Origin of the sequence: Salmonella sp. SAL4457, assembly GCF_046548235.1 — a bacterium.
In the GTDB taxonomy this organism is placed as follows: Bacteria; Pseudomonadota; Gammaproteobacteria; order Enterobacterales; family Enterobacteriaceae; genus Salmonella; species Salmonella enterica.
In genome coordinates, this window is sequence record NZ_JBGDZO010000001.1 from 930,752 (window position 1) to 942,481 (window position 11,730).

The following is an 11,730-nucleotide window of genomic DNA, read 5'->3' on the forward strand; positions in this document are numbered from 1 at the left end:
ACGCTCTTTCGATGTCACCTATCCTTAGAGCGAGGCATCATCACTTTAGCAACACAGGCTTAGCTTCCGGGCCGTGCGCGCCCGAAGCCAGATTTCCATATCCTCCTCAACTTAAAGACTAAGACTGTCATGAAAAAGACGAAAATTGTTTGTACTATCGGTCCGAAAACCGAATCCGAAGAGATGTTAAGCAAAATGCTGGACGCGGGCATGAACGTGATGCGTCTGAACTTCTCTCATGGCGATTATGCAGAACACGGTCAGCGTATCCAGAATTTGCGCAACGTGATGAGCAAAACCGGTAAAAAAGCCGCTATTCTGCTTGATACTAAAGGACCAGAAATCCGCACCATTAAACTGGAAGGCGGTAACGACGTTTCGCTGAAAGCGGGTCAAACCTTCACTTTTACCACCGACAAATCCGTGGTCGGTAATAATGAAATCGTTGCCGTCACCTATGAAGGCTTCACCAGCGACCTGAGCGTTGGCAACACCGTCCTGGTTGACGATGGTCTGATCGGTATGGAAGTGACCGCCATCGAAGGCAATAAAGTCATTTGTAAGGTGCTGAACAACGGCGATCTGGGCGAGAACAAAGGCGTTAACCTGCCGGGCGTTTCTATTGCTCTGCCGGCGCTGGCTGAAAAAGACAAACAGGACCTGATCTTCGGTTGCGAACAGGGCGTTGACTTTGTTGCGGCGTCCTTTATCCGTAAACGTTCTGACGTTGTCGAAATTCGCGAGCATCTGAAAGCCCACGGCGGCGAAAACATCCAGATTATCTCTAAGATCGAAAACCAGGAAGGCCTGAACAACTTCGATGAAATTCTCGAAGCTTCCGACGGCATCATGGTTGCGCGTGGCGACCTGGGCGTAGAAATCCCGGTTGAAGAAGTGATTTTTGCGCAGAAAATGATGATCGAAAAATGTATCCGCGCACGTAAAGTCGTGATCACCGCGACTCAGATGCTGGATTCTATGATCAAAAACCCGCGTCCGACCCGCGCAGAAGCAGGCGACGTAGCGAACGCCATCCTCGACGGTACGGATGCGGTTATGCTGTCCGGCGAATCCGCCAAAGGGAAATACCCGCTGGAAGCCGTTTCTATCATGGCGACCATCTGCGAACGTACCGACCGCGTCATGAACAGCCGTCTGGACTACAACAACGACAGCCGTAAACTGCGCATTACGGAAGCGGTATGCCGCGGTGCGGTAGAAACCGCCGAAAAACTGGAAGCGCCGCTGATCGTGGTAGCGACCCAGGGCGGTAAATCCGCTCGCGCCGTGCGTAAATACTTCCCGGACGCCACCATCCTGGCATTGACCACCAATGAAGTGACCGCCCGTCAGTTAGTACTGAGCAAAGGCGTGGTATCGCAGCTGGTGAAAGAAATCAATTCTACTGATGATTTCTACCGTCTGGGCAAAGATGTCGCCCTGCAAAGCGGCCTCGCCCAGAAAGGCGACGTCGTAGTGATGGTCTCCGGCGCGCTGGTTCCAAGCGGCACCACTAACACCGCCTCTGTTCACGTACTGTAATAATTGTTGTGTGAATTAATTTGTTTAAAAAAGCGCCCTTCCGGCGCTTTTTTTATTTAATCGATAGCCACTATTAATAAAAAAATCAAATCGGATTTTACTATCTAATTGCGGATTATCTAAGAAGAATCCGATGGAAGCCCCCTGTTTTCTTTCGGTTTTTTAGGGACTTTCATGCATTTCGATGCTTCTTTGAGCGAACGATCAAAAATAAGTGCATTCCCATCAAAAAAATATTCTCAACATAAAAAAGTTTGTGTAATACTTGTAACGCTACATGGAGATTAACTCAATCTAGAGGGTATTAATAATGAATCGTACTAAACTGGTACTGGGCGCGGTAATCCTGGGTTCTACTCTGCTGGCTGGTTGCTCCAGCAACGCTAAAATCGATCAGCTGTCTTCTGACGTTCAGACTCTGAACGCTAAAGTTGACCAGCTGAGCAACGACGTGAACGCAATGCGTTCCGACGTTCAGGCTGCTAAAGACGACGCAGCTCGCGCTAACCAGCGTCTGGACAACCAGGCTACTAAATACCGTAAGTAATAGTACCTGCGTAATAAAAATGGCGCACATCGTGCGCCATTTTTTTACCCACATAACCACACAAAGTATAATGTTATTGTTATGAACCGTACTAACCAGCTGATCTTAGGTGCAGTAGTTCTGGGTTCCACGTTACTGGCAGGTTGTTCAAGCAACGCTAAAATCGATCAGTTGTCTTCCGATGTACAGACGCTGAGCGCTAAAGTTGAGCAACTGAGTAATGACGTAAATGCAATGCGTTCCGACGTTCAGGCTGCTAAAGACGACGCAGCTCGCGCGAACCAGCGTCTGGACAACAAAGTAGTATCCCACGTCCGTAAGTAATTTGACGCACGATATAAAATGGCGCACATCGTGCGCCATTTCTTTACTCGAATAACCATGCATAATATAAGGATATTATTATGACCCGTACTAACAAGCTGATCTTAGGTGCAGCAGTTCTGGGTTCCACGTTACTGACAGGTTGTTCCAGCAACGCTAAAATCGATCAGTTGTCTTCCGATGTACAGACGCTGAGCGCTAAAGTTGAGCAACTGAGTAATGACGTAAATGCAATGCGTTCCGACGTTCAGGCTGCTAAAGACGATGCTGCTCGCGCGAACCAACGTCTGGACAACAAAGTATTCCGCATCTGTAAATAATTTGACGCACAATATAAAATGGCGCACATCGTGCGCCATTTTTTTGTCCGTCGTTTGCTGCAAAGGCTACTGCGTCGCGCGCGTTTGCCCCTCTTCCCCGACAAAACCGTTCTGAGCGGATTCGACTGCGGTCGTATTTACCGTCGGCATCTGCCCGGCGCTCACGCTGACAGGATACCCGGCTCGCCGGTATAGCGCCTTATCGACCAGGCGACTATCCACCCCTTGCGCGTTTCTGAACGCGGTAAATTCCGCAGGCAACACATAGGGCATCGTCTGCACGTTTTGCTCTTCTTCCGGCGATAGCGGCCTGTGTACCTCTACATAACGAATGCCATTCGGCTCGACAGAGAATTTCACCGGCTGGTTAATCACTTTTACCGGCGTCCCCGTTCTGACCTGCGCAAATAACGCTTTGATGTCCGGCGCGTTCATGCGAATGCAACCGGAACTCACGCGCAGACCTACGCTATCCGGCGCGCTGGTGCCATGAATGAGATATTCCCCATTACCGTGCGCCAGACGCAGCGCATAGCGTCCCAGCGGGTTATTTGGCCCGGCAGGGATCACCGGCGGCAGCGTGATCCCTCGCTCAAGCGAACGTTGGCGTATGCCCGCCGTCGGCGTCCACGTCGGGTTGGGGATCTTTTGCCCTATCCGGGTGTCCATGACGGGAGTTTCCAGTCCCTGCAAACCGATGCCGATGGGATACACCTGAACGCGGTTTTCTCCCGGCGGGTAATAATACAGCCGTAGCTCCGCGAGGTTGACGATAACGCCTTCCCTGGGCGCATCCGGCAATAGCATCTGCGAGGGAATGGTAATTAGCGTACCGGGCTTAGGCACCGGCGCAATCGTATTGTTCGCTTCAAGAATGAGCATCGCCGCCGTATCAAAACGCCGGGCGATAGCCTGCAGGTTTTTATCACCTTCCTGTACGGTATAGGTTTGATTCTGACCAATAAGACGGCTGCCTTCGGGCGGTAATGGATAATCAACCGCCCAGGCTGCCTGTAACGCGCTATACGCGCCGATAATAGTTAGCGTAATGAAAGACGCACGTTTCATACCAAACCTCCTGTATTCCTGGTGATGCCCTCTGCGACGACTGGTAGCGCTTCGCTTATCAGAACAACAAAATATACGCTCTGTCCACTCTGGATAAAGCGACGTCGCCGTCCGACAAAGGATTTGACATCAGGTAGAACGCTGTCTGTACAGTTTAGCTAAAAGTGGCGGCCTTAGCGCGAATTGCGCGAATCATTGCTTCCAGCCCCTGAGAACGAGAAGGCGTGAGGTGCTGCGTAAGCGCCATTTTTTCGAACCATGGCCGGACATCAAAATGCACAATATCCTGCGCCGTCATTTGGTGGTACAAAATAAATACCACCGCCATAAGGCCCTTAACGATCGCCGCGTCGCTGTCGCCCTGCAATTCGATAATGCCGTTGGCGTTTCGCCGCATCACGATCCACACCTGGCTCTGACAGCCATGAATCGTATTTTGCGGATTACGATCCTGCGGATTTAACTCCGCCAGGCGCTGCCCCAACTCAATAATATATAAATATTTCTCTTCCCAATTAGCGCAACGCGTAAAGTTACGCAGCAATTTTTCTTTATCCGGTAGCGCAGCCATAAAACCTCACTGTTATCCCAATAAGCGGTGGATACGCGTTAATCCTGCCACCAGTCGGTCCACTTCTTCATGGGTGTTATACATCGCCAGCGAAGCCCGGCACATTGCCGGCACGCCATACCAGGCCATGAGCGGCATTGCGCAGTGATGCCCCGTTCGTACCGCGATACCGTAATTATCAAGAAAGCTGCCGACGTCGTAAGCGTGGTGTTTACCCAGATTAAACGCGATGACGCCCAACCGCTGCGCCGGGCCATATAGCGTGATATCAGGCACCTGCGCCAGTTGCTCCAGCGCATAGCGCATCAGCATCTGCTCATAATCGCCAATCTTATCCAGTCCCAGCGACGTCACATAATCAATCGCCGCGCCGAGACCGATGATGCCGCCAGTATTCGGCGTTCCCGCCTCAAAACGCCAGGGCGCTTTCGCCCATGTCGTTCCATGCGTCAGGCTGACGGTCGAGATCATCGACCCGCCCCCTTCCCACGGCGGCATTTCTTGCAGCAACGCCTCTTTAACATACAGAATGCCGATGCCGGTCGGCCCGTAAAGTTTATGGCCGGAGAAAACGTAAAAATCGCAGTCCAGCGCCTGGACGTCAACAGCATGGTGCATCACGGCCTGGGCGCCATCCACCAGCACTTTCGCCCCATGCTGGCGCGCCAGCGCAATCATGTCCGGCAGTGGGTTTTCCGTCCCCAGCACATTGGAAACATGGGTAATGGCCAGTAGTCGGGTCCGGTCATCGAACAGCGCTGCTAAGGTCTCCAGCCGCAGCGTACCGTCAGGATGCAACGGGATCACGCGCAGTTCAGCGCCTTTGCGCTCGCACAGCATCTGCCAGGGAACGATGTTGGCGTGATGCTCCATCTCGCTGATGATAATGTTATCCCCGGCGCGAATATTTTCCGTTCCCCAACTGTTGGCGACAAGGTTAATGCCCTCCGTCGTACCGCGCACGAACACCAGTTCTTCTGCGGAGCGGGCGTTAATAAACCGCGACGCCTGCTTACGCACATTCTCCATGCTTTCGGTCGCCTGCGCGCTTAACGTATGGATACCCCGATGTACCGCAGCATAGCCGTGACGGTAGAAGGCAGATTCAGCATCAATCACCTGATTAGGCTTTTGAGCGCTGGCTGCGCTGTCCAGGTAAGCCAGCGGCAGGCCGTTAACTTCACGCTGCAGTATGGGAAAATCCGCCCGTACTTTTTCTACAGGAAATGTCATACCAGGCCTCCGGGCAGTCGCTGGCCGATTCGCGCCAGCACCTGCTGTTTAAGGGCGCTATCATGGATAGCTTCCGTTAACTCTGCGGCAAACGCGTAAAGAATCATGTGCCGCGCCTCCTGCTGCCTGATGCCGCGTGATTGCAGATAAAACATCTGCTCATCGTCAATACGCCCGATCGTCGCGCCGTGGCTGCACTTCACGTCATCGGCATAGATCTCTAATTGCGGTTTGGTATCGACTTCGGCCAGTTTCCCCAACAACAGGTTATTATTGGTCATCTGGCCGTCGGTTTTAATGGCGTGTTGCGCCACGTTAATCAGGCCATTAAAGACCGCGCGTCCTTTGTCGCTGACGATGGTCTTGTGCAACTGGCGGCTGTTACAGTAGCCTTTGTTATGTTCCAGCCATGTCCGCGTATCGCAGACTTCATTTTTCACCGGCATCGCCAGACTATTCAGTCGAAGCGTCGCGTTTTCACCATTCAGTTGTGAGCTGCTGTGGTGACGTAGTACTGCGGCGCCCAGCAGAAAACTGTGGCTAAACGCCGAGGCGTCTGTCGCCAGCAGAAGATCGTTATGCGCAAAGTGATAGCTGGACGCATTTTCAAACGCCAGTTTGATATGACGCAGTTGCGCATTGTCTGCAACGTTCATCGTCAGACGCGCGCCGGTAAAATGTTTTGCCGCTGTAAGGCTGACATAATGCTCAATAACCGTCGCTTCCGCGCCTTCCGCCAGCGCCAGATGGTGGCGATAATGCGCGGTGTTCAGCTCGTCGCCATCCACGCCCTGCGTGATATGCATTAACAGTAGCGGCCTGGTCGGACGCTGATTTCGCCGTACCTGTATATACGTGACACATTGTGCCAGGCTTTCCGTCAGATGCAGAAAAACCTCGGGATGTACCGGCGCGGCAAGCGTCTGGCGCTCATCCCTGACGCTAACGTCAAATCCGCTGTTTTGCGTGCTATCACTGAGCTCTGGCATAAACCGACCATCGACAAACACCAGCCGCACGGCATCGATTTGCAGCGCCAGCGCATCACGCTGTGCGGCGCTGATAGTCGCACACTGCTGGATAAACTGGCTATGGGTTAAGCCCTCCAGCGGCGTGTATTTCCAGTCTTCATGTTTACGCGTCGGCAATCCCAGACGTAACATCTGTTGTAAATGTTGTCTTGCCTGCTCAGTTCGACTTTCTCTTTTTTCCTCAAAGAGATGCTGCCATTGCTGTAGCGCTTTACTGCTGTTCGGTAAGCCAGCCATAACCCTGCTCCTCCAGTTGTTTGACCAGAGTAAAATCGCCGGATCGGACAATTCGCCCCTGATAGAGGACATGGACGTAATCAGGCTTGATGTAGTCCAGTATGCGCTGATAGTGGGTCACGATAATAAAAGCGCGTTTATCGTCGCGTAACGCGTTGACGCCTTCCGCCACAATTTTCAACGCATCGATATCCAGTCCGGAGTCAGACTCATCAAGGATGCACAGTTCCGGCTCCAGCACCGCCATTTGCAAAATATCATTGCGCTTTTTCTCCCCGCCGGAAAAACCGACGTTTACCGAACGGGTCAGTAAATCTTCCGGCATTTTCAGCAATGCGATCTTTTCTTCCATCAGATCCTGAAAATCAAAGCGATCCAACGACGCCTGCCCGCGGTAGGCGCGCACGGCATTCAGCGCGGTTTGCAGGAAAAACTGGTTACTGACGCCGGGGATTTCTACCGGGTACTGGAAGGCCATAAAAATCCCTTCGCCCGCCCGTTCCTCCGGCGACAGTTCAAGCAGATCTTTACCCTTGAACGTAACCGAGCCGCTGGTGACCTCATAATCTTCACGTCCCGCCAGGGTGGCGGAGAGCGTGCTTTTCCCGGAACCGTTCGGCCCCATAATGGCGTGAACTTCGCCGGGGCGAATCTCCAGATTCAGGCCACGCAAAATCGCTTTTTCTTCCACACTGACCTGTAAATCTTTAATGCTTAACATGGGTTTTCCTTCATCATTAACCGACGCTGTGCTCAAGGCTAATCGCCAGCAGTTTTTGCGCTTCAACGGCAAACTCCAGCGGCAGTTCCGAGAAAACGTCTTTGCAGAAACCGTTGACGATCATCGAAATAGCGTCTTCTTCGCTGATGCCGCGTTGCAGACAATAGAAAAGCTGATCTTCACCGATGCGTGATGTTGTCGCCTCGTGCTCCAGCTGCGCGCTGTTATTGCGGCATTCAACATACGGGAACGTATGCGCGCCGCAGTCCGCGCCAATCAACATGGAGTCGCATTGGGTGAAATTTCGGGCGTTGGTTGCCGTCGGCATAATTTTTACCAGCCCACGGTAGCTGTTCTGGCTGTGGCCGGCGGAAATGCCTTTTGAGATAATGGTTGAGCGCGTGTTTTTACCGATATGGATCATTTTGGTGCCGGTGTCAGCCTGCTGATGTCCACTGGTCAGCGCAACGGAATAGAACTCGCCGATAGAATTATCACCGCGCAGGATACAGCTCGGGTATTTCCAGGTAATCGCCGAACCGGTTTCCGACTGGGTCCACGACATCTTGCTGTTTTCCCCTTCGCACAACGCCCGCTTGGTCACAAAGTTCAGAATGCCGCCCGTGTTGTTGTCGCCCGGGAACCAGTTTTGTACGGTGGAATATTTTACTTCAGCATCTTTATGGATGATGACTTCCACTACCGCGGCGTGGAGCTGATAACTGTCGCGTACGGGCGCGGAGCAGCCTTCGATATAACTCACATAGCTGCCTTCATCCGCCACCAGAATCGTGCGCTCAAACTGACCGGTTTTCTCGGCGTTAATGCGAAAATAGGTGGATAACTCCATTGGGCAACGCACGCCTTTGGGAACATAGATAAATGTCCCATCGGAAGCGACTGCCGCATTCAGCGCGGCAAAAAAGTTATCGTTCCCCGGCACGACGGTGCCAAGATATTTCCTGACCAGGTCAGGGTGATCGTGTATCGCTTCGCCAAAAGAACAGAAAATAATGCCCTGTTCCGCCAGTTTTTCACGGTATGTGGTCGCTACGGAGACCGAGTCAAAAATCGCATCGACGGCGACCTCTTTCCCTTCGCGAACCGGAACGCCAAGTTGCTCGAAGGCGTCTTCAACCTCTTTACTCAAAAAGGTATTCGCGCCCGTTTGCTGTACGGCTCCCGGCTGGGAAACGCAGCTATCGTCGCAGTTTCCGCATGATGGCGCAGAGTAATAGCTGTAGTCCTGATAGTTCAGTTTATCGTAGTGCGCCTTCAGCCAGTGCGGTTCATCCATGTCCAGCCAGGCTCTATAGGCATTGAGACGAAATTCCAGCATCCACTCAGGTTCGTTACGCTTTGCGGAAATCGCGCGCACCACCTCTTCGCTGATGCCTTTTGCCAGTTCATCAGTGGGTAATTGCGTGAAAAATCCTTCTTTGTAATTAAGGCGTCCGCCTGTCCAGATGCCGACCTCTTCCGTTGCTTCAGTATTACGAGACATAGTACCGCCTATACCCCAAAACTTTCGCCGCAGCCGCATTCATTCTGGGCTTTGGGGTTATGAAATTTAAATAACTGGTTCAGCCCTTCCTGCACGTAATCCACTTCTGTTCCGTCAATAAAAGGCATCGCCTGTAACGGTGCGAAAAGCTTTGCGCCTTCGGCTTCAAAAACCAGATCGTCTTTATCCGGCTCCCGAACGGTATCCAGAACATAGCCAAATCCGGCACATCCCGTCTGTTTTACGCTTAACCGCACGCCCAACATGCCCGGCTGCTTTGCTGCCAGTTCACGTATGTGCGCTGCCGCCGCTGGCGTTAGCGTCAGCCCTTGCCAGGGGAAGTCCTCCGGGTTAAACGTGCCTGAATGCAATTCCATAGAGTTACCTCGCGTTCTAAATCACCAGGATATAACAGCATGTTAGTGATAATGATTATCACTTCAACCCCTTAACCGCAGGGGCTTTCCAACAAATGGTCATATTGAGCGCCTTTTATTAAGCATAGACCCTGTCCGCCAGGTCATACGACAGACAAAAAATCGCTTAACATTTTGATAAGTAATGATTTATAAGACATTAACCGTTCTGGCAGGTCAAAAACGAAAAGATGTATAGAAAATGACTATTTAATTAATAGGCTGTCGACATTGCCGGGCGGCGAGGTCAGAACCCCATTTTTTGTATGGATACCTGGCGTTGCGCTCTTTATAATCCGCTGCGGTTCTATAACTCAGTTTGAGCTATAGGTTTATGTAAACTCTTTCCGGCATTTCAGGTGCTGAATGAGGCAAGAGGCTTAAAATATGGTTGTTACGCTCGCGTATATCGCACTTTTTTTGGTTTTCTCGTGGGTCATCTTGAGAATTAATCAAAAAAGCGATTCCCTGTCGAAAAGCGTTTTTATCGCTATTTTTTTAGGGGCTGTTATTGGTTTATCCCTGCATTTTATTTCAGCAAATCACACTAAAACTATTATCGAATGGTACAGCATCGTCGGCAATGGTTACGTCCACCTGTTAAAACTGGTCGCTATACCGCTAATTTTTATTTCTATTCTTTCCGCCATCAATAAACTGGAAAATAGTGCCGGCATCGGAAAAATGTCGCTGACGATCGTCGGATGCATGTTATGCCTGGTGATGGTTGCCGGTTTTATCGGATTACTGACCGCTCATGTGCTGGGGCTTGACGCCAGCGCTTTTGTGCACATGCCGTCAATGTTAACTACGGAAGAAGTCAATAAGACTGCCGCGGTGTCGATTCCCCAGTTAGTGACATCGCTGATTCCGACTAATATTTTTCTTGATCTTACGGGGGCCAGAAGTGTTTCCGTTATCGGCATCGTTATCTTCACGCTAATAGCGGGGATCGCCCTGTTAAAGGTCAAAAAAGAGGCGCCGGAAGAAGGTCAGAAATTAAGCGCAGGCATTAACGCTATTCAGATATGGGTCATGAAGATGGTACGTATCGTTATTGCATTAACGCCCTATGGCGTCATGGCATTAATGACTACCGTATTTTCATCATACCACTTTGAACAATTCGCCAGCTTACTTGGTTTTATCGGCGCCTGTTATATCGCGATTTTCATGATGTTTATCGTGCACGCCATCTTGCTGATCCTCAGCGGTAATAATCCAGCGCGTTATTTCAGAATGGTCTGGCCCGTCTTAACCTTTGCGTTTGTCTCCCGTAGCAGCGCAGCCTCTATTCCGCTGGCCATTTCCGCCCAGGAAAAATTTGGCGTACAAAGCACCATTGCCAATATTTCCGCCTCGTTTGGCTCCAGTATGGGGCAAAATGGCTGCGCCGGGATTTATCCGGCTATTATGGTAGCGATGATTGCGCCCACCATCGGCATCGATCCGCTCTCGCTGCATTTTCTGGCCGCGATGTTGCCTGCCATTGCGCTAGGGTCTATTGGCGTAGCCGGCGTCGGCGGCGGTGGTACGTTCGCGGCGCTGATTGTCCTGTCGACGTTGAATTTTCCCGTTGCGCTGGTCGGTATTTTTATTGCCATCGAACCTATCGTTGATATGGCCCGCACGGCACTGAACGTTAACGGATCGATGATGTCAGGGGTGCTGGCTAACCGTATTTTGAATAATCATACGGCTGACGACATGCCGGCGGTTATTGACAGACCTTAGTTTTTTACGCGCCCGGAAAAGAAAAACCCTTAAGTCTGTTCAATACAGGCTTAAGGGTTCCGGCCCCATCCGGCGCTTATCTCCGGCACTCTTAATGGCTTAGCTCTTGAAGGGGCATAAGAATAATCTCATAAAGAGAGCGCGCCTTTTTAGCACAAATGGCGATCTGTATTTTTTTTAAACAAAATCAAGGGGGTTATCTATTACCGCGGGACAGTGTCTGGTGAGATTGCCTGGTAACATAGCCGGATGGCGGCTAACGCCTTATCCGGCCTACACAGACTTTATTAATGCACGCCCAACCGCCAGGCGAAATAGATCTCTTCTTTCAGTTCGGTTGCAGAGAGGGTGAGGAGATCGGCAAACTCTAACTCCAGCTGTTTTAAACGCTTCAAATACTGCGCGGGAGAAAGTTCGGTTTTATCACGGCGTAAAAATTCAATCGCCAGTTGGGTTGGGTCCAAATCAGTAGACATATCATC

13 protein-coding genes are annotated in these 11,730 nt (G+C 51.3%); 5 read left to right on the forward strand and 8 right to left on the reverse strand.

Annotated features, from left to right (window positions below; all coding sequences use genetic code 11):
* Window positions 1–129: 129 nt before the first annotated feature.
* The 4 genes from pykF (at window position 130) to ACLJNW_RS04825 (ending at window position 2,733) form a co-directional block, all read left to right on the forward strand.
* The gene (pykF, locus tag ACLJNW_RS04810; protein ID WP_000751447.1) at window positions 130–1,542 is read left to right on the forward strand and encodes a pyruvate kinase PykF; all 1,413 of its coding nucleotides are present in this window, start codon (window positions 130–132) and stop codon (window positions 1,540–1,542) included.
* 310 nt (window positions 1,543–1,852) lie between these two features.
* A complete protein-coding gene (gene lpp / locus ACLJNW_RS04815) occupies window positions 1,853–2,089 on the forward strand; it encodes a murein lipoprotein Lpp (protein WP_001082307.1) in 237 nt (78 codons plus the stop codon).
* Window positions 2,090–2,170: 81 nt separating this feature from the next.
* On the forward strand, window positions 2,171–2,413 hold the full coding sequence (locus ACLJNW_RS04820; protein ID WP_001521603.1) for a major outer membrane lipoprotein: 243 nt from the start codon (window positions 2,171–2,173) through the stop codon (window positions 2,411–2,413).
* A gap of 80 nt (window positions 2,414–2,493) precedes the next feature.
* The gene (locus ACLJNW_RS04825) at window positions 2,494–2,733 is read left to right on the forward strand and encodes a major outer membrane lipoprotein (protein WP_000198781.1); all 240 of its coding nucleotides are present in this window, start codon (window positions 2,494–2,496) and stop codon (window positions 2,731–2,733) included.
* 66 nt (window positions 2,734–2,799) lie between these two features.
* Here the strand turns inward: ACLJNW_RS04825 and ACLJNW_RS04830 are convergent, their stop codons facing one another.
* The 7 genes from ACLJNW_RS04830 to sufA form a co-directional block, all read right to left on the reverse strand.
* Window positions 2,800–3,801, reverse strand: coding sequence for a L,D-transpeptidase family protein (locus ACLJNW_RS04830; protein WP_024154573.1), 1,002 nt, complete (start codon window positions 3,799–3,801; stop codon window positions 2,800–2,802).
* A 154-nt stretch (window positions 3,802–3,955) separates the two neighbouring features.
* A complete protein-coding gene (sufE, locus tag ACLJNW_RS04835; RefSeq protein ID WP_000729469.1) occupies window positions 3,956–4,372 on the reverse strand; it encodes a cysteine desulfuration protein SufE in 417 nt (138 codons plus the stop codon).
* Window positions 4,373–4,384: 12 nt separating this feature from the next.
* Complete coding sequence (sufS, locus tag ACLJNW_RS04840) at window positions 4,385–5,605, reverse strand: cysteine desulfurase SufS (RefSeq protein WP_023204877.1); 1,221 nt, start codon at window positions 5,603–5,605, stop codon at window positions 4,385–4,387.
* The gene (gene sufD / locus ACLJNW_RS04845; protein WP_000907941.1) at window positions 5,602–6,873 is read right to left on the reverse strand and encodes a Fe-S cluster assembly protein SufD; all 1,272 of its coding nucleotides are present in this window, start codon (window positions 6,871–6,873) and stop codon (window positions 5,602–5,604) included. The genes sufS and sufD overlap by 4 nt, the downstream gene beginning before the upstream one ends.
* On the reverse strand, window positions 6,848–7,594 hold the full coding sequence (sufC, locus tag ACLJNW_RS04850) for a Fe-S cluster assembly ATPase SufC (protein ID WP_017465450.1): 747 nt from the start codon (window positions 7,592–7,594) through the stop codon (window positions 6,848–6,850). The genes sufD and sufC overlap by 26 nt, the downstream gene beginning before the upstream one ends.
* Before the next feature lie 16 nt (window positions 7,595–7,610).
* On the reverse strand, window positions 7,611–9,098 hold the full coding sequence (gene sufB / locus ACLJNW_RS04855; RefSeq protein WP_000089383.1) for a Fe-S cluster assembly protein SufB: 1,488 nt from the start codon (window positions 9,096–9,098) through the stop codon (window positions 7,611–7,613).
* Window positions 9,099–9,106: 8 nt separating this feature from the next.
* Window positions 9,107–9,475 carry a Fe-S cluster assembly scaffold SufA gene (gene sufA / locus ACLJNW_RS04860; protein ID WP_000418973.1) on the reverse strand — a complete coding sequence of 123 codons (369 nt, stop codon included), beginning with the start codon at window positions 9,473–9,475 and terminating at the stop codon, window positions 9,107–9,109.
* A 426-nt stretch (window positions 9,476–9,901) separates the two neighbouring features.
* Here sufA and ACLJNW_RS04865 point away from each other — a divergent pair, with 426 nt between their 5' ends.
* On the forward strand, window positions 9,902–11,248 hold the full coding sequence (locus tag ACLJNW_RS04865; RefSeq protein ID WP_000261861.1) for an L-cystine transporter: 1,347 nt from the start codon (window positions 9,902–9,904) through the stop codon (window positions 11,246–11,248).
* Between the two features lie 287 nt (window positions 11,249–11,535).
* Here the strand turns inward: ACLJNW_RS04865 and ACLJNW_RS04870 are convergent, their stop codons facing one another.
* Window positions 11,536–11,724, reverse strand: coding sequence for a YdiH family protein (locus ACLJNW_RS04870; protein ID WP_001537749.1), 189 nt, complete (start codon window positions 11,722–11,724; stop codon window positions 11,536–11,538).
* Window positions 11,725–11,730: the final 6 nt, after the last annotated feature.

Coding starts and splice junctions, on each gene's coding strand:
- sufA (WP_000418973.1), bottom strand. CDS start 9,475: ATGGAATTGCATTCAGGCACGTTTAACCCGGAGGACTTCCCCTGGCAA.
- ACLJNW_RS04820 (WP_001521603.1), top strand. CDS start 2,171: ATGAACCGTACTAACCAGCTGATCTTAGGTGCAGTAGTTCTGGGTTCC.
- sufB (WP_000089383.1), bottom strand. CDS start 9,098: ATGTCTCGTAATACTGAAGCAACGGAAGAGGTCGGCATCTGGACAGGC.
- ACLJNW_RS04865 (WP_000261861.1), top strand. CDS start 9,902: ATGGTTGTTACGCTCGCGTATATCGCACTTTTTTTGGTTTTCTCGTGG.
- lpp (WP_001082307.1), top strand. CDS start 1,853: ATGAATCGTACTAAACTGGTACTGGGCGCGGTAATCCTGGGTTCTACT.
- ACLJNW_RS04870 (WP_001537749.1), bottom strand. CDS start 11,724: ATGTCTACTGATTTGGACCCAACCCAACTGGCGATTGAATTTTTACGC.
- pykF (WP_000751447.1), top strand. CDS start 130: ATGAAAAAGACGAAAATTGTTTGTACTATCGGTCCGAAAACCGAATCC.
- ACLJNW_RS04830 (WP_024154573.1), bottom strand. CDS start 3,801: ATGAAACGTGCGTCTTTCATTACGCTAACTATTATCGGCGCGTATAGC.
- sufS (WP_023204877.1), bottom strand. CDS start 5,605: ATGACATTTCCTGTAGAAAAAGTACGGGCGGATTTTCCCATACTGCAG.
- ACLJNW_RS04825 (WP_000198781.1), top strand. CDS start 2,494: ATGACCCGTACTAACAAGCTGATCTTAGGTGCAGCAGTTCTGGGTTCC.
- sufD (WP_000907941.1), bottom strand. CDS start 6,873: ATGGCTGGCTTACCGAACAGCAGTAAAGCGCTACAGCAATGGCAGCAT.
- sufC (WP_017465450.1), bottom strand. CDS start 7,594: ATGTTAAGCATTAAAGATTTACAGGTCAGTGTGGAAGAAAAAGCGATT.
- sufE (WP_000729469.1), bottom strand. CDS start 4,372: ATGGCTGCGCTACCGGATAAAGAAAAATTGCTGCGTAACTTTACGCGT.